The 16,865-nt window shown below is 75.1% G+C and carries 10 protein-coding genes; 3 read left to right on the forward strand and 7 right to left on the reverse strand.

What is annotated here, in order from left to right; all coding sequences use genetic code 11:
* Positions 1-42 precede the first annotated feature (42 nt).
* From ACIGYR_RS10230 to ACIGYR_RS10245, 4 genes are read right to left on the reverse strand one after another with little or no spacing between them, the layout of a single operon-like run.
* Positions 43-3,696 (reverse strand): SAV_2336 N-terminal domain-related protein, encoded by a 3,654-nt coding sequence (locus tag ACIGYR_RS10230; RefSeq protein ID WP_399595862.1) that lies wholly within the window; start codon positions 3,694-3,696, stop codon positions 43-45.
* Positions 3,686-4,720: an AAA family ATPase gene (locus ACIGYR_RS10235; RefSeq protein ID WP_391838566.1), complete on the reverse strand. Its 1,035-nt coding sequence runs from the start codon at positions 4,718-4,720 to the stop codon at positions 3,686-3,688. The genes ACIGYR_RS10230 and ACIGYR_RS10235 overlap by 11 nt, the downstream gene beginning before the upstream one ends.
* A 40-nt stretch (positions 4,721-4,760) precedes the next feature.
* On the reverse strand, positions 4,761-6,581 hold the full coding sequence (locus tag ACIGYR_RS10240; protein WP_399596519.1) for a trypsin-like peptidase domain-containing protein: 1,821 nt from the start codon (positions 6,579-6,581) through the stop codon (positions 4,761-4,763).
* Positions 6,581-7,090 (reverse strand): CU044_2847 family protein, encoded by a 510-nt coding sequence (locus tag ACIGYR_RS10245; RefSeq protein WP_399595860.1) that lies wholly within the window; start codon positions 7,088-7,090, stop codon positions 6,581-6,583. Before ACIGYR_RS10245 ends, ACIGYR_RS10240 begins: the two co-directional genes overlap by 1 nt.
* 223 nt (positions 7,091-7,313) lie before the next feature.
* Between ACIGYR_RS10245 and ACIGYR_RS10250 the strand changes: the two genes are divergently transcribed.
* On the forward strand, positions 7,314-10,931 hold the full coding sequence (locus ACIGYR_RS10250) for a S8 family serine peptidase (protein WP_399595858.1): 3,618 nt from the start codon (positions 7,314-7,316) through the stop codon (positions 10,929-10,931).
* A gap of 1 nt (position 10,932) precedes the next feature.
* Here ACIGYR_RS10250 and ACIGYR_RS10255 read toward each other — a convergent pair whose 3' ends face one another.
* Positions 10,933-12,372, reverse strand: coding sequence for a carboxyl transferase domain-containing protein (locus ACIGYR_RS10255; protein WP_399595856.1), 1,440 nt, complete (start codon positions 12,370-12,372; stop codon positions 10,933-10,935).
* A complete protein-coding gene (locus tag ACIGYR_RS10260; protein ID WP_399595854.1) occupies positions 12,365-13,888 on the reverse strand; it encodes an acyl-CoA synthetase in 1,524 nt (507 codons plus the stop codon). The genes ACIGYR_RS10255 and ACIGYR_RS10260 overlap by 8 nt, the downstream gene beginning before the upstream one ends.
* A gap of 447 nt (positions 13,889-14,335) precedes the next feature.
* On the opposite strand from ACIGYR_RS10260, the gene ACIGYR_RS10265 reads away from it, so the two are divergent.
* Positions 14,336-15,214 carry a RimK family alpha-L-glutamate ligase gene (locus ACIGYR_RS10265; RefSeq protein WP_399595853.1) on the forward strand — a complete coding sequence of 293 codons (879 nt, stop codon included), beginning with the start codon at positions 14,336-14,338 and terminating at the stop codon, positions 15,212-15,214.
* A 207-nt stretch (positions 15,215-15,421) separates the two neighbouring features.
* Complete coding sequence (locus ACIGYR_RS10270; protein WP_391839698.1) at positions 15,422-16,255, forward strand: oxidoreductase; 834 nt, start codon at positions 15,422-15,424, stop codon at positions 16,253-16,255.
* Positions 16,256-16,267: 12 nt separating this feature from the next.
* On the opposite strand, the gene ACIGYR_RS10275 is transcribed toward ACIGYR_RS10270, so the two are convergent.
* Positions 16,268-16,825, reverse strand: coding sequence for a hypothetical protein (locus tag ACIGYR_RS10275; protein ID WP_399595852.1), 558 nt, complete (start codon positions 16,823-16,825; stop codon positions 16,268-16,270).
* Positions 16,826-16,865 lie beyond the last annotated feature (40 nt).

Here is a 16,865-nt window from a genome sequence, read left to right on the forward strand (position 1 = left end):
TGAACGGGCGTAATTTCCGGCCGCTTCGGTGTGTCGCCCGCGTCAGAACGAGCGCGCGGCCTCCAGCAGCGGGTCGAGGGACGACACGATGACCGCACTGTCCTCCTCGCGCAGACGCCGGCGCCCGGCCGCGGTGGGGGCGTAGGCGATGAAGCGGAGGCCGAGCTGCTGGGCGGCGGTCAGCTCGGCGACCGAGGAGCTGATCAGGACGGCGCGGCGGGCCGGCGTGCGCAGGGCGTCCAGGGCGCGCAGCAGGCAGTCGGGGTGCGGCGTCAGCAGGCCGAGATCGTCACGGCGGCCGTGGACGCCCGCGAGGGGCAGCCGGTAGGGCTCCAGGTAGCGCCGGACGGCCGGGGTGCACACGTCCGTCACCACGCTGACGTTACGGCCGGACCGGTACAGCGCGCGGACCAGCGCGAGGGAGCGGTGCGTGGCCGGCGCGTCGGGGACGGCGGCCAGTTCGAGGTCGTCGAGGCGAGCCCGCAACAGGGGACCGAGCCGGTCGTGCGCGAAGGCGCGCAGCAGATCCAGCGGATGCGCGAACGCCTCCCGGCCGACGGCGCTCGCCACGGGCAGCGGCCGGCCCGTCAGCGAGTCCCGTGGGTCGCGGTGGTCGGCCACGACCGACAGCAGGTCGAGAACGGCCTCCCGCGCCGTGTGCGCCGTGAACAGCCGGGCGAGGGGCCCCTCGAAGCCGATCAGCACGGTCTCGGCGTCGGTGAGGCGGTCCGACAGCCGACGACGCGACGGAACCGGCGGTTCCGCGGCCGGTGCGGCCGCCCACTCCGGGACCAGCTGCACGGTGTACGACACCGCGAGCCCCGGCACCGGCCAGTCGGCCACCTCCGCGTTCACCGCCCGCTGGGCCGCGCCCGCCCGGCGCAGCGGATGGCGGCGCGTGAGGGGGGCCGCCGCGGCGCACAGGTGCTGCAGCAGGACATCGGGGACATCGGCGGCCTCACCCCGGACGAAGGCGACCGGATCGGCGACGCGCCAGGACAGCATCACCGCGGCCTTGAACGCGCCCTTGCCTGAGCTCGGCAGGGACACGATGTGACGGGCCTCGTGCGGGGTGAGGTCGACCGAGTAGTACGTCTCCGGGCGGGGCGGACGCGTGCCGTACGGCTGGATCGGGTCGAGCAGCGTGAGCGGGCCGTCGGGGCGGGTGTGGACCACGGCCGTGCGGCCCGGCGTGGGGACGCCCAGCTCGTGCAGGTCGTGCGTGATGAACGGGCCCTGGACCAGGTCGCGCTCCCCGGGCTCGGGGGACCGTGGCCCGAGCGGGCAGTACCAGGCGGCCGGCGGGCTGTCCGGGGCGCCGTCGCTGAAGAGCGGCCGGAAGCGCTGGGAGCGCTGGGCGGCGGAGCTGGCGGCGAAGTCGTCGTACAGCGCGGGCGGTACGACGACCATGACGTCCGCGGCCGTCTCCGGCGGGGGGACGGACGGCTGCCCGAACGTGACCCGCAGCCGCGGTGGGTCGGCCAGCCGGGCGAGCGCCTGGGGGAGTTCCCGCAGGACGGCCACGAGGACGGGCAGGAGATAGGCGCCGGGCTCGACGCGCACCAGATAGCCGTCGGGGCGGACGTCCATCGCGTACTGGCGGGGGCCGAGGGAGCCGCGGACGAGGATCTCGTGCACAGCGGCTTCCAGGGTGATCCGGGCTTCCGGGCGGCCGGTGAGTTCGTCGGCCCTGAACCGGATCTCGGACAGACCCACGGCGGCTTCGGCTTCGGCTTCGGCTTGGGCTCCGGCTTGGGTGGTGGTGTCGGTTTCGGTGGGGGCTTCCGCTTGGGGTGTGGCTTCGGCTTGGGCTTGGGCTCCGGCTTGGGTGGTGGTGTCGGTTTCGGTGGGGGCTTCCGCCTCGGCTGTGGCCTCGGCTTCCGCTTCGGCAGTGGCTGTGGCCTCGGTTCGGGGTTCGGCTGCCGCTTCGGTCGCGGGTGCGGGCTGAGCCGGGGCTTCGGCTGCCGATTCCGTTGTGGCCGCGGGCTGGGCTCGGCTTTCCGTCGGCGCTTCCGCCGAAAGCCGCCGCACGCTGTCCTCGCTGACCGTGGCGAACGGATCGCCCTCCACGGCCGTCCCCGCACCCCGCGCGGACGGGACCGACGCCCGGAACTCACCCGGTGCCCGGCCCGCCCTGCGGTCGATGAACTCGCCGATGCGGCCGAGGAGTTCGGAGGTGCGGTTGCGGTCCGTGCGGGGCAGCCCGAGCAGGAGCAGCTCCCGGACGCCGTCCCGGAACGCGTAGGAGCCGGGCACGCCGCCCGGGACGGTGGTGAGCATGCCGCTGAGGATGACCTCGGCCAGGTGCTGGGGGCGCGGATCCGGTTCGACCGCGGCTTGGACCAGACGCATCACCGGCAGGTCGGGGCGCCCCACCGCGAGATGGCCGGCCAGCCGGAACGCCTCGGGCGAGGCGGTCGCGCGGAACCGCAGGACCAGTTCCTCGGCGGACAGCAGCCCGACGTCCGTGCGGTCCTCGGCGTCCGCAGGCAGCGGCCGGCCCAGCCCGGCGACGGCGCCGGGCAGCTCCGCTCCCCCCGGTGCGGTGAGCAGCGCGGCCCAGTGCGCCAGCCACCGCGGCTCCGGCTCCAGCACGGGGAGGGGCACCGCGCCCCCGGCCACGGCGGATCCGAACCGCCCGTACGGCTCGTGCCGGCCGCTCCCCTCGAACTGCTCGTGCCGGCCACCCCCTTCGAACTGCTCGTGCCGGCCGCACCCCTCGAACTGCTCGTCATGCCCGCCCTGCTCGTACGGGGTGAACGTGAGCGTCGCCGTGGGAGCCACGGGGTGCGGGGCCGACAGGCGGCCGGGAGTGGTGGGCAGGGCCGTGTCCCGCCACAGGTGCTCCGGGAGCGGCTGTACGACGGCCAGGGGCATGCGGCGCGCCCAGCGGTGCAGGGTGGCGTACCAGCGGGTCCCGGCGGGGCCCTCCCGCCACTGCGGGCCCATGCAGTCGCTGATCAAGAGGGTGACGGTCCGGCCGTCGGCGGGGGCGGACGCGTCCGGACCGCGCACCGTGCCGTCCGCGGCGGCGCGGTACAGGGAGACCGTGCGGAACGCGCCCGACTGGGACAGCACCGTGTGCAGTTCGCGGACCAGGGGGCGCCAGACCGGCATGGTCGGGCCCGCGTCGTACACCAGGTGCAGGCGCAGCCAGCGCTCGCGTGCCGGGCGCAGGACCGGCAGCCACCACATGGGGTCGGCGCCCAGCCGGGCGATGCGGTCGGCGGTCGCCCGTTCGTCCAGCTCGTGGCCCACGGGCGCGTCGATCCGGCGGCCCAGCGGGCGCAGCGAGCGCTGCAGCGCCAGCGGGTGACGCAGCATCGGGGGCGCCGGCGCCAGCAGGGGGGTGTGCGGCCGGTGCGCCGAGGGGTCGGGAGGACGGTGGGAGGGGAGGTGCAGGGGGACGCGGGCGGGCGGCGTGGGCGGCGTGGGTGTCCGGGGGGCCTCCGGGCGTGTCTCCCCGGGGTCCGGCCGGGGTGGCGGTACCGGCGGCGGGGGCGGCGACGGCGCATCCTGCTCCGGGACGTCGGACACCCCTGGTCCGTGGCCGTCGGTGCCGGGTCCCATGTGCCGGGCCAGCCAGAGCAGTTCGGCCAGTTCGCGTGGCGTCGGACGCATCCCGTCGGTCGCCTCGGCCAGGACGTCGGCCAGGCGGACCAGGGGATCCGGGGCACCGGGGTGCTCAGAAGGCATCGGACCGCGTGCTCTGTCCCAGGTACGGCATCAGCTGCTCGGCCAGCCGGTCCAGGGACTCGGCGTCCAGGTCGGCGGAGCGGGCCAGGTAGATCGCGTTGAGGAGCTGGTCGGTGGCCAGGTCGCCGACGCCCGACCGGGACAGGAAACGGTCGATCAGGGTGCGCGCGTAGGTGTCGGGTTCCCCCAGGTGGGCGCGGACGATCTCGGCGAGGTGCCGGTCGTCCGGCTGCCGCAGGTGCAGTGTGACGCAGCGACGCAGGAAGGCGGGCGGGAACTCGCGCTCGCCGTTGCTGGTCAGGACGACGAAGGGGAAGGCCCGGCAGCGGACCCGGCCGTGTGCCACCGGGACCCGCTCGTCGGTGCCGTCGGCCAGCACCTCGGCGATGCCGTCCGGCGCGAGCCGGGAGGCGCGCACCAGTTCGGGGATCTCGTACTGGCCTTCCTCCAGCACGTTCAGCAGGTCGTTGGGCAGGTCGAGGTCGCTCTTGTCGATCTCGTCGATGAGCAGCGCGCGGGGCAGGGCGTACGGCAGGAGGGCGGTGCCCAGCGGGCCCAGGCGCAGATGGTGCTCGATGCCCGACCGGTCGTCCGTGCCCTGCGCCCGGTCCTGCCGGGCGGCCTCCTGCCGGGCCGCGTACAGCCGCGAGAGCGGGTCGTACTGGTAGAGGCCGTCGTGCAGCGTGCTGCGGCTGGTGATGTTCCAGCGCAGCACCGGGCCGAGCCGCAGCTCCCGGGCGACCGCGTACACGAGGGAGGACTTGCCGGTGCCGGGCGGCCCGGTGACCAGCAGCGGGCGGCGCAGGTACAGGGCCGCGTTGACCAGCTGGACCGTCTCCTGGGTGGCCTGGTACGTCTCGGCGCGGTGGGTGCGGTCGGGGGACACGGCGGAGGCGTCGGCGGTCGCGTTCGGCGCCGTGAGCACCGGGCCGCCGTCGAAGGCCCGCCAGGGCGGCGGCGCGGGCAGCTCGGTGATGCCGTCGTGCGGCTCGTTCGTACCGGTGTAGACGGGCCACAGGGGCATGGGCTCTTCTTCTCCGTGGGGGGCGTGGTCGTGCGGGCGGTCAGGCGACGGGCGAGTGCAGGCTCGCGGTGGTCTCGGGAAAGCAGCGCGGGTCGTCCCAGAGCAGCTGTAGATCTCTCGCCCAGTGCCGGTCCGGCTCGTCGTCGGCGTCCGCGGTCATCCGCAGCGAGAGGATGTGCCGGGGGAGTTCGGAGAGCGGGACGTCGGCGACCGAGGCGGTGAGCTGGTCCAGGAACGCGGTGCCCGGGCAGGGTGGCTCCTCGGGCCCGGCGCCGGGGCAGGACGCGGCCTCGTGCGCGGGGCACGGAGAGCCGGTCCGGCGCCACAGCAGGACCGGTACGGGCACGGTGAGACCGACCTCGAAGTGCGTGCGTGCCGCCGTGGGCGGGGCCGCGTAGCCGGCGAGTCCGGCCTCGCCGTCCCACAGCCGCTTGCGCAGGCTCGGCGGCCGTTCCCGGGTGCCGCACTCGACGCGGTGCACCTCGACGCCGCCTCCCAAGTCCAGCTTCTGCCACTTCTTGCGCAACTGGTGGCGCAGCCGGCCGCTGTGGTGGCGTGCACGGTCGGTCACGACGAGCGGGTAGGCGCAGCCGAGGGGTGTGCTGTCGTCCGCGCCGCACTCCCAGCGCGCCACCGCCTCGTTGAGCCACTCGCGTGGCAGGACGAACGTCACCAGCTCGTCGGCGTCCGGGGCGAGATGGGCGACGGCCTCGTCGATGCGGCTCTGGACGTAGGCCCGCACGCCGGTGCGCGGCAGCCGGCGGGCGCCCACCGGCCGGCGCCGCCCCTCGCGGTACGCGGACACCTCCACGGTCACCTGGTCGGGACCGGCACCGCTGTGATCGATCTCGACGACGACCGGGGACCAGGCCGGCGCCACCGACGTGGCCGGCGCCATCGGCATGGGCGGGGCGGCCGACGTGGGCGGCGATGCCGGTGACGGCGGGGCGGCAGACGGAGCCGACCGAGCAGACGGAGCCGACAGGGCCGACGGCGTTTGACGCGGTAACGCCGGTTCCCCGTCGAGCAGTTCGCTGAGCCGGTCGGCGAACCGGCTCACCGCCTCCGGATCCGGGACCTCCCACTGCACATAGCCGGCGGCCGCCCACAGGGAGGGGAAACCGCCCGGGGGCAGAGGCGGCCCGAAGGCGCCCACCGCGTCCACGTACATCCGGTTCGGATCACACCCGCGGCCGGCGTCGGCCGCGGCCCGGCGCAGCAGGGCGTACAGGCGGCGGCGGGCGTCGTACCGGTGGCCGGGGGTGGGCACCAGCTCGCCCAGCTCGGGCCAGTACCGGGCCATCACGTCCAGCGGCAGCATCCGGCCCTTGCGCACGTCCGGCGAGTCCGAGGCAGCGGTGACCATGCCGACCACCGTGCCGTCCGGCAGCGTCGCCGCCGCCCCGCTGAAACCGGCCACGAGCGGCTGCCCGTGCCCGTTCCACGCCACCAGTTCCAGCCACTCGCCGGCGATCAACTGGGGCGAGACCGCCTGGTATTCGGCGAGCGTGCCTTCGTCGTAGCCCTCGGGGAAGCCGTACGCGATCAGTTTGGGGTACGGCTCGGTGTACGCGGCGTCGGGCGGTGCGAAGCCGGCCGGCGCGAGGGGGACGGCACGGTCCAGTTCGAGCACGGCGACATCGCCGGGGTCGGTGACGGCGCCGGCCCAGCCGCCGTGGGCGACGACCGAGGCGGACAGCTCGCCCAGTTCCCTGGCGTGCGGAAAGGTGACGGTCACCGCCGCGCTGTCGCGCCACCTGACGACGTGGGCGCAGGTGAGCACCCGGCGGCCGGCGATCAGGAACCCGGCCCCCACCTCGTTGCCGCAGGCGATCCGGGCGTGCCAGGTGGCGCTGTGCATCACCGGTCGGCGGACTCCGGCCCAGGCACGCTCTGGCCCGGAACGGACGGTGCCGGCGCGGCCGGTACCGGAGCGGCAGGTTCCGGTGCGGTCGGCTGGAGTGCGGCCGGTTCCGGTGCGGTCGGTACCGGTGCGGCCGGCCCAGGTGCGGTCCCCTCCGACGTGGTCGGCCCTGGTGCGGTCCCTTCCGGAGTCTGCCCCGGGGACCAGTTGAGCTTGACGATCAGGTGGCCCTCCGCCGTTCCCTTCGCGATGACGGCACCGGCCTCCGCCGACAGCCGTACGCCGAACTCGATCTCCACCGCGTCGGGACGCAGACTGCCGTCCCGGAAGACCCGCAGCGCGGCTGCCGCCGCCGCGCGTACGCCGTCCAGCGCTCCTTCGAAGGTGCGCGCCGCCTGGGCGGGGCCGTCGCCGCGCGAGACGAGGCGGGCGCCCGACCTGGTGGCGACGCCCTCCACCACGACCAGCGCGCCGTCCTCGGTCCTGAACTCCACCAACCCGTCCATGGTGACGCTCGCTCCCCCTCATCCGTGACTCGTGACAACTCCCATGTTACGGACGGTGCTTCGGGTGTCACATCTTCGAACGGGCGTGGCGGGTACGGCTCCGAGGTTGGCGAGAACCCGCCAGGCGTCTTTCCGTCAGGAACGGTCAACTCCTGTCTCGCAAGAGGCACATCACACTCGTCCCAGCACGCGACACGCTCGACACACACGAGAAGAGGCGTGGATGAGCACAGGACCAGTCAGACGCGGGACGGCACTGCTGGCGGCGGCGCTGGTGAGCGCCCTGCTCCCGGCCGGCCCGGCGACGGCCCGAGGAGCCTCGGTCGCGCACACCCCGCGCACCCCCGGCCCCACCACCGTCACCCTCGTCACCGGCGACAAGGTGACCGTCACCGACCTCGGCCACGGCAGGAGGACCGTCACCGTGCAGCGGCCCCGCGGGGCCACCGGCGCCGTACGGACCGGGTCGAACGGCGGTCACCTCACCGTCGTACCGGACGAGGCGCTGCCGTATCTGCGCGCCGGCACACTGGACCGGCGGCTGTTCGACGTCAGCGGACTGATCCGGCAGGGGCTCACCGACGCCGAGACCGACGCGGTGCCGCTGATCGTCACCTACGACAGGAACGCGCGGGCCGCGACCCCCGCCGGCGCCCAGCGCACCCGCGCCCTGCCCAGCCTGCGCGGAGCCGCCGTGGCGGCCGGAAAGGGACGCACCTTCTGGCGGTCGTTCACCCGGGCCGCCGGCATCGGCAAGGTGTGGCTGGACGGCCGGGTGAAGGCCGACATGGCCGAGAGCAACGCCCAGATCGGCACGCAGGCGGCCTGGGCTGCGGGGCTGACCGGCAAGGGCGTCACCGTCGCCGTCCTGGACACCGGCGCCGACCTCGGCCACCCCGACCTGAAGGGCCGGGTCACCGCTTCCAGGAGCTTCATCGACGGACAGGAGGTCGCCGACCGCAACGGACACGGCACCCACACCGCCTCCACCGTCGGCGGCAGCGGCGCCGCCTCCGACGGCGAGGAGAAGGGGGTCGCGCCCGGCGCCGCGCTCGCCGTCGGCAAGGTGCTCAGCGACCAGGGCTCGGGCAGCGAGTCCCAGATCATCGCCGGGATGGAGTGGGCGGCACGGGACGTGCACGCCAGGATCGTCTCCATGAGCCTGGGGTCCACGGAGGCCAGCGACGGCACCGACCCGATGGCGCAGGCGGTGAACACCCTGTCGAAGGAGACCGGCGCACTGTTCGTCGTCGCCGCCGGCAACACCGGCGCCCCCTCCTCCATCGGTTCGCCCGGCGCCGCCGACGCCGCCCTCACCGTGGGCGCGGTGGACTCCGCCGACCAGCCGGCCTACTTCACCTCCGCCGGGCCCCGGTACGGCGACAACGCCCTGAAGCCCGACATGTCCGCGCCCGGAGTCGACATCCTCGCCGCCCGCTCCCAGCTCGTGCCCGGCAGCGGCTATTACACCTCCATGAGCGGCACCTCCATGGCGACCCCGCATGTCGCCGGAGTGGCCGCCCTGCTCGCCGAGCGGCACCCCGACTGGACCGGAGCCCAGCTGAAGGACGCGCTGATGTCCAGCTCCGGGCGACTCGACGCGTCCGCCTATCTGCTGGGCGCCGGCCGGGTGAGCGTGCCCGACGCCCTGAAGGCGGACGTCACCGCGACCGGAAGCGCAGACCTGGGCTTCCACAGCTGGCCGTACGACGCGGACAAGCCGGTGACCCGGACCGTCACCTACACCAACGGGTCCGACGCGCCGGTCGAGTTGAAGCTGTCCGTGCGGGGCGCGCCGGACGGTGTCGCCGCCCTCGCCCGGGACACCCTCACCGTCCCCGCCCACGGCACCGCCTCCACCACCGTCACCGGCGACGGCTCGAAGGCGCCGGTGGGCGAGACGAGCGGGCAGATCGTGGCCACCGGCCCCGACGGCACGCCTCTCGCGCACACCGTGTTCGGCCTGGTCAAGGAGGAGGAGCGGTACACGCTCACCGTCCATGTGAAGGACCGCGACGGCGCACCCACGGCCGCCGACCTCACCGTGCAGCGGCTCGCCGCGGGCGAGGACGCCCGGCCCGCGCATGTCGGCGACTCCGGCACCCTGGAGCTGCGCCTGAAGCCGGGCACGTACAGCCTCTCCTCCTTCCTCGACGTGCGCGGCAGCCACGGCGCCGACTCGCTCGGCCTCGGCTTCCTCGCGGCCCCCGAGATCTCCCTCGACCGCGACCGCGAAGTCACCCTGGACGGACGCGGGCTGCGGGAGGTCGAGGCCGATGTCGACCGGCGCACCGAGACGCACCAGCTGCTCATGGAGTACGACCGGGCGGCAGGCGGCGCCGACCTGTTCGGCGCGGTCCAGGTGCCGCTGACCTACGACAGCGTCTTCGCCGCGCCCACGAAGAAGGTCACCCAGGGCACCTTCGAGTACCGGACCGTGTGGCGGCTGGCCAAGCCCCGGCTGGAGGTCAAGGGAGTCGGCGAGGCGACCGTACAGGCCGGCGGCACGCTGATCGGAGGGCGGACGAAGCTGCCCCTGGTCGACGTCGGCGACGGGCCGCTGACCGGGGTGTCCGGCAAGGCGGTGCTCGCCCGCCTCGCCGACGGTGCCGACCCGGCCGCGCTGGCACAGGCCGCGCAGGACGCGGGCGCCAAGGCGCTGTTCGTGACGGACGGGGCGCCCGGCCGGCTGACGGCCTGGTGGGGCACCGACGACAACGCCGACCGGCCCCTGCAGATCGCCACGGTGAACAGGGCGGACGCGGCCCGGCTACGGGCGGCGGGCCGGGTCGACATGACCGGCACCCACAACTCGCCGTACGTGTACGACCTGTCCGAGGGCCACCGGGGCGCGATCCCGGACCGGGACCTCACCTATGCCCCCTCCGGCCGTCGACTCGCCGCCGTGCGGGTCAGGTTCCACGCCGCGCAGCCGGTGAGCGGCGGCGAGTTCCGGTACTCGATCACGGACACCTTCCCGATCGGCCTCGGCTTCCAGGAGCGCGTCGACCTGCCCGCCGAGCGCACCGACTACGTCTCCACCGGCCCCGGCCAGCTGTGGCACGAGTCCGTCACCGCACGCGACGGCGCGCTGGAGGAGCGGAGCGGTCTGGTGCGGTACGACGGCGGGTCGCGGCCGGAGCTGAACTGGTTCCGTCCGGTGTGGCACCCGTGGCTGGGCACCGGGCTCGGCTGGGGACAGCAACGAGCCGGCAACCAGATCCAGTTGAACACCCCCGGCTGGGGTGACTCCGGACCCGACCACACCGGCTTCGGCGACGTGTGGAGCGACGGCAGCGGGATGAGCCAGACCACCGCCGTCTACCTGGACGGCACCCTGGTCGACCAGGGCACCGGGTCCGCCGCCTACGTCTGGGACGCCCCCGCCGACGAACACGCCTACCGGGTGGTCACCGACACCGCCCTGGACGCCGGCCGGTGGCAGCCCGCCACGAAGGGCCACACCGAGTGGACCTTCCGGTCCGCGGCCACCCCGGAGGACCGCCGGACCTGCCTGCCGCTCATCAACCTCGCCTTCGACGTCGACACCGACCTCGCCGGCAAGGTGCGCGGCGGACACCGGACGAGGGTCGGGATCGGCGCCCGGTACGTGGCGGAGGCGGCCGGCACCGGCACCCTCGGCGGCGGCCGGCTGGAGGTGTCGTACGACGACGGCACGACCTGGCGGACCGTCCCGCTGACCGCCGGCCGGGGCGCCTCCTGGCACGGCACGCTGACCGTGCCCCGGGGTGCCGCCCATGTCTCCCTGCGGGCCTCGGTCCACGACGACAAGGGCGGCTCGGTGACCCAGGAGATCGTCCGGGCGGTGGCGGTGCGGTAGCTCAGGTCCGGGGGTGGTCCGCGGGCTCGACGATGCCCCGGACCATTCCCAGCTCCACCAGGTCCTGCGGCCGGATGCGCAACTGGTCCGCGGTAGCCTCGACTTGCGCGGGCCGGCGTTTGAGGATCGCCGCCGCCAGTTCGGGCGCGATCACCGAGAAGTAACTGTCCGCAGTGGCCCAGGTGTTGCCCGGCGCGGCCAGCGCGAGCGCCCCGCCGGAGCCGCCCTCGCCGATGACCAGCGTGGTGACCGGCACCCGTGCGGCGGCCACCGCCCCGAACACCTCCGCGATCGCGGCCCCGGCCCCCTGCCGCTCCGCCTCCGCGCCGTTGGCGGCACCCGGGGTGTCCACCAGCGTCAGCACCGGGATCCCGAGCCGGTCGGCGAGCCGGATCAGCCGCGCGGCGGTGCGATAACCGGCGGGCCGCGTCGCCGTCCCGGTCTGCGCCGCGTAGGCCACGGTACGGCCGTCCCGCTCGCCGAACCCGCACAGCATCCCGTCGGGGTCGGTACCGCCGCACCGGTCACCGCTGATGAGGACCCGGTGCGTGAAGTAGGCGTCCAGGTACGCCTGCGCCCGCGGGCGCTCGGGCGCGCGGGCCCGGCCGACGGCGTCCCACCCGGTGGCGGGCAGCCCCGCCGCCCCGAGGGCGAACGGCACCGGGGCGGGGGCGACCGCCGGCCCGCCCACGGGCGCGCCGGCTCCGGGCCCCGGCCCGGCACCCGGCGAGGCCGGGACCGGCCGGCCCGGCAACAGGCCCGGCCGGCCCGGCAACAGGCCCAGCCACCGGCCCAGCGTGTGTTTCAGCTCCCGCACCGGCACCACCGCGTCCGCCGAGCCGGCTGCCACCTGCGCCTGAGCCGTGTAGGCGGAGGGATCGGCTTCGGGCGGGCGGACGCGCGAGCCGGCGAAGCCCACCTGGGCGCCGGGCAGCGCCAGGACGACGTCCGCGCCCGCGCCGAGCGTGGCCCAGCCGCCGCCGGTCGTCGGGTCCCGCAGGACCGCGATCTGGGGCAGGCCGGCCTCCCGGGTGAGCACGGACTGCCGGGCCACCCGCTGGAGCTGGGTCAGCGCGAGTATGCCCTCCTGCATCCGGCTGCCCCCGGTCGCGATCAACGGCACGACCGGCAACCGGTGTTGGCGGGCATGGACATACGCCGCCTCCAGCCGGTCCCCGGTCCGTTCGCCCAGCGAGCCGCCCAGGAAGCCGAACTCGAAGGCGATCAGCACGGCCCGGGTGCCCTCGACGCTCGCCGTGCCGCAGACGACCGACTCCTGCTCGCCGGTGCGTTCGGCGGCACGGGCGCGGGAGGTGTCGTAGCCCTGCCAGCCCAGGGGGCCGTCCGGCCGCGACTCCCGTGCCGGTGCGGGCAGTTCACGGAAGCTGTCCGTGTCCGCCACCAGCGCCAGGACCTCCCGCGCCGAGAGCCGCTCAGGCATCGGCCAGGGCCCGCTTCATGATCTTCCCCATGTCGTTGCGCGGGAGCGCCGTCAGGTAGCGGACGACGCGGGGGCGCTTGTGCGGGGCGAGGCGACGGGCCACGTGGTCCGCCAGCTCCTCGGCGCCGGGCGGGGCATCCGCGTCCGCCGGGACGATCCAGGCCACGATCCGCTCGCCCAGGTCGGCGTCCGGCTCCCCGGTGACCGCGGCCTCCCGCACCCCCGGATGCTCCAGCAGAGCGTTCTCGATCTCACCGGCACCGATCTTGTAGCCGCCGCTCTTGATCAGGTCGGTGGCCTTGCGCCCGACGATGCGGACATGGCCGTCGGGCTCGCGCACGGCCATGTCCCCGGTGCGGAAGAAGCCGTCGGCGGTGAACGCGGCGGTGGTGGCGTCGGGCCGGTTCAGATACTCGGTGAACAGGTTCGGGCCGCGCACCTGGATCTCGCCGACGGTCTCCCCGTCGTAGGCGGTGATCTCCGTGCCGTCCTCCTCCACCAGCCGCAGCAGCACGCCCGGCAGCGGCACCCCGACCGTGCCGGGCCGGGCCTCCCCCTCGGCCCGCACACCGGGCCGGGGGTCCGGAGGTGTCCACCGGGACGAGCACAGCATCAGCGTCTCCGTCATGCCGTACCGCTCGATCACGCGCCGGCCGGTCGCCGCCGCGATCCGCTCGTGGTCGTGGACCGGCAGCGCGGCCGAGCCCGAGACCAGCAGCCGGGCCCGCGCGAGCGCCTTGGCCAGCTCCGGGTCGTCCGGCAGTGCCTCGGCGATGCGGTGGTACATCGTCGGCACGCCGAACACCATGGTCGCGCCGTCGTTCAGCTCGCGGGCCACGCCCTCGGGGGAGAACCGCCCCAGGTGCCGTACCGAGCCGCCGCGGCGCAGCGGGCCGAGGATGCCGAGCACCAGGCCGTGCACATGGAACAGCGGCAGCCCGTGCACCAGCACGTCGTCGCCGGTCCACTGCCAGGCGTCGGCGAGTGCGTCCAGGGTGGTGGCGAGGGCCCGGCGGGGCAGGACCGCGCCCTTGGGCGGGCCGGTGGTGCCGGAGGTGTAGACGACCAGCGCCGGGTCACCGTCCGCCGCCCGCTCCCCGGGAGCGGGGGCGGGGCCGGCGGCGGAGGCGTCGACGTCGATCCGGGGCAGGTCGCCGAAGGCGGGCGGCAGTTGCGCCCCGGGTGCGGCCAGGACCAGCGTGGGTGCGCTGTCGGAGAGGATGTGCGCCAGTTCCTTCTCGCCCGACTTCGGGTTGAGCGGCACCGCGGCCACCCCGCCGAGCAGCGCGCCGGTCACCGCGACGGCGGTCTCCAGCTCCGGGGTGGCCCACACGGCGACCCGGCCCGCCCCGCCGATCCGGGCGGCGAGGGCACCCGCGGCGCCCGCGAGTTCGCCGTACGTCAGGGTCCGTTGCCCGAACCGCAGGGCGACCCTTCCCCAGACTTCGTCCGGGGGGACCCCCGTCTCGCTGCGCTCACCCGGACCGTTCGTCAGGGCGGGGAAGAGAGAGGACACGCGGCGCACTCCTTACTGTCGGCGGTGCCGACTTGCCGGGACGACAGCACCCTTCCTACACCAGGAGCGGATCGTTCCGTGGACGGGCACCGGGTGCCACCCCCGGGCGGTGACCGGCCGTCCCGCGTGGGCGAAGGGGACTGACTGGGAAACAGCCGCGTCGCCCCGGACAGAAGCCGTGCCGGCGGGCTGCTGATCGCCGTGGCGGCGGTCGGGGCCGGGAGCCCCCGGACGGGCCGGCCTTCCACGACCGCCTGCTCCGAGCGTACGTCCTCTTCGAGATCCCGCTCATGGTGCCGACCGTCAGCGTCCTCATGGCGTCCATCGACGGCGACGAGCCCCGCGCTCCGGGTCCGGGAAGGCCGAATGCGGTGTCCCGGTGGCCGTCGTGCTTGTTAGCCTCACAGCCGCACCGACCTCGAACCGTCGTACGACAGGGAGCCCGCCGTGCCCCGCATCGCCCTCGCCACCTACGACCCCGGAGCCGAGCCGGGCAAGGACACCGACCTGCCCGTGCTGGTGCGGGCGCTCACGGCCGCCGGCGCCGAGGCGGAGGCGCGGTACTGGGACGACCCGGCGGTGGAATGGGGTGGGTACGACCTGGTGGTCATCCGCTCGACCTGGGACTACAGCTGGCGGGCCGCCGAGTTCGCCGCCTGGGTGGAGCGCACCGGCACACTGACCCGGCTGGCCAACCCGGCCCACGTCGTGCGCTGGAACACCGACAAGCGCTACCTCGGAGAGCTGGCGGCGGCCGGTGTCCCCACCGTCCCCACCCGCTACATGGCGCCCGGTGAACCGGCCGGCCTGCCCGTCGGCCACGAGTTCGTGATCAAGCCGACCTCGGGCGCGGGCGCCCGGTTCGCCGCCCGTTACTCGCCCGCCGAGCACGAGGGCGCGCTACGGCAGCTCGCCCGGATGCACGCGGAGGGCTTCACCGCCATGGTGCAGCCGTACATGCCGGGCATCGACGTGCGCGGGGAGCGGGCGCTGCAGTTCTTCGGCGGGCGGCTGCTGCACGCCAGCCGCAAGGGCGCCGTCCTGTCGCCCGGCACCCCCTACGACGCCGACAAGGTGGCCCACCCCGACCTGGCGCGCTGGCAGCCCACGGACGTCGAACTGGCCGTGGCCGAGAAGGCGTTGGCGGCCGTGCCCGGCGCGCCGGAGCTGCTGTACGCGCGCGTGGACCTGGTGGACGGCGACGACGGCGAGCCCCGGCTGATGGAACTGGAGCTGGTCGAGCCGAACCTGTTCCTGTGGCTGCACCCGGACTCGCTGCCGCGCGTGACGGAGGCGATCCTGACGGCGGCCGGGCACCCGGCCTGACGGCGCCCCGGCCCGCCGTCGGTCCCCGCCGTGCCGCCTGGACCGCGGACGCCCGGGGCAGCGGTCCTCGCCGTGCCGCCTGGACCGCGGACGCCCGGGGCAGCGGTCCTCGCCGTGCCGCCTGGACCGCGGACGCCCGGGGCAGCAGGCTGGTGCCCGTGCGAAGACGGCTCACGGAAGAAGACGAGTGACGACATGGCGGATGCCGTGAACAGGGTGTGGCTGGTGACCGGGGCGACCAGTGGCTTCGGGCGGGAGATCGCCGAGGCGGCCGTCGCCGCCGGCGACGTGGTGGTCGGCGCGGCCCGCCACCCGGAGGCACTTCAGGACCTGGTGGCCGCCCACCCCGGCCGGCTGGAGGCGCTGCGCCTGGACGTGACCGACCTGGCCGCGGTCGACGCCGCGGTACAGGACGTCGTGGCCCGGCACGGCCGGATCGACGTGCTGGTCAACAACGCGGGCCGCACACATGTCGGCGCGGTCGAGGAGACCACCGACGCCGAGCTGCGGGACCTGTTCGACCTGCACGTCTTCGGGCCGGTGGCGCTCGTGCGGGCGGTGCTGCCGCACATGCGGGAGCGGCGCTCCGGCGCGATCGTGCAGATGAGCAGCATGGGCGGCCAGATGTCCTTCGCGGGCTTCGGCGCGTACAGCGGCACGAAGTTCGCGCTGGAGGGCATCTCCGAGGCGCTCGCGGACGAGGTGGCGGAGTTCGGCATCAAGGTGCTGATCGTGGAGCCGGGCGCGTTCCGGACCTCCATCTTCACCACCGGCCGGGCCGGGGCCAGTCCCGACAGCGGGGTGTACGCCAAGGTGGACGAGACCCGTGGGTTCGTCTCCGGCGGCGACGGCACGCAGCCCGGCGACCCGGCCAAGGCGGCGGCCGTGATCCTGGCCGCGCTGGAGGCCGAGCCGACCCCGCTGCGGCTGCCGCTCGGCGACGACGGGGTGAGCGCGGTCCTGGCCCATCTCGACCAGGTCCGCGCGGAGGTCACCGAGTGGGAGAAGCGAACGAGGGCGACGGGGTTCGACGCCCCGTAGGAGGCGTGCGGCTCAGGCGCCGACGGCCGTCCGCTGCAGCAGCCCCCAGGTGAACTCGGCGACCACCTCGTGCCGTACGCCGGCCCCGTCGGGGGCGGCGAAGGCCAGCCCCCACCGGGTGGGGGCGGTCCCCTCCAGCGGGCGGGCGGGCGCGAAGGCGCGGGCGGCCTCGTCGACCGTGCAGGACCAAGGGGTCAGATCCGCCAGGGTGCGCAGGCGCGGGGCGGGCGCGTCGGGCGCCCGTACCAGCCACTCGTTCCAGACCCCGCCGTCGGGCCCGACGAGCACCTCGAAGCGCAGGCCGGGCCAGAGCGGCAGCGCCCATCGACGGGCCTCGCAGTCGACGTCGCCGAGGCGGCGGGGCAGGACCGACTCGGGTTCGCCGAGGACGGCCCGGTACCGGGCGGCGGCGCCCCGGGCACGCGGTGAGCGGACCATCGCCTGCCACCGCTTGTTGGCCTCCCGCATGTCCGCGAGCGACGCGCCCAGCCGCCGCCGGGCGTCCTCGACGAGGTCCGGATTGTGGTCGGCCATGCGGCGCAGCAGCACGAGCTGGAAGTCGAGACGCATGACATCCATGGTGCCCGGCCCGTCCCCGCCATTGCCCGGG

The sequence above is a fragment of the Streptomyces sp. NPDC053076 genome, assembly GCF_044546845.1.
Lineage (GTDB): Bacteria > Actinomycetota > Actinomycetes > Streptomycetales > Streptomycetaceae > Streptomyces.

Bases quoted from the DNA above. Each gene is read 5' to 3' on its own strand.
- ACIGYR_RS10230 (WP_399595862.1), bottom strand. From the start codon at position 3,696: ATGCCTTCTGAGCACCCCGGTGCCCCGGATCCCCTGGTCCGCCTGGCC.
- ACIGYR_RS10235 (WP_391838566.1), bottom strand. From the start codon at position 4,720: ATGCCCCTGTGGCCCGTCTACACCGGTACGAACGAGCCGCACGACGGC.
- ACIGYR_RS10240 (WP_399596519.1), bottom strand. From the start codon at position 6,581: ATGCACAGCGCCACCTGGCACGCCCGGATCGCCTGCGGCAACGAGGTG.
- ACIGYR_RS10245 (WP_399595860.1), bottom strand. From the start codon at position 7,090: ATGGACGGGTTGGTGGAGTTCAGGACCGAGGACGGCGCGCTGGTCGTG.
- ACIGYR_RS10250 (WP_399595858.1), top strand. From the start codon at position 7,314: ATGAGCACAGGACCAGTCAGACGCGGGACGGCACTGCTGGCGGCGGCG.
- ACIGYR_RS10255 (WP_399595856.1), bottom strand. From the start codon at position 12,372: ATGCCTGAGCGGCTCTCGGCGCGGGAGGTCCTGGCGCTGGTGGCGGAC.
- ACIGYR_RS10275 (WP_399595852.1), bottom strand. From the start codon at position 16,825: ATGCGTCTCGACTTCCAGCTCGTGCTGCTGCGCCGCATGGCCGACCAC.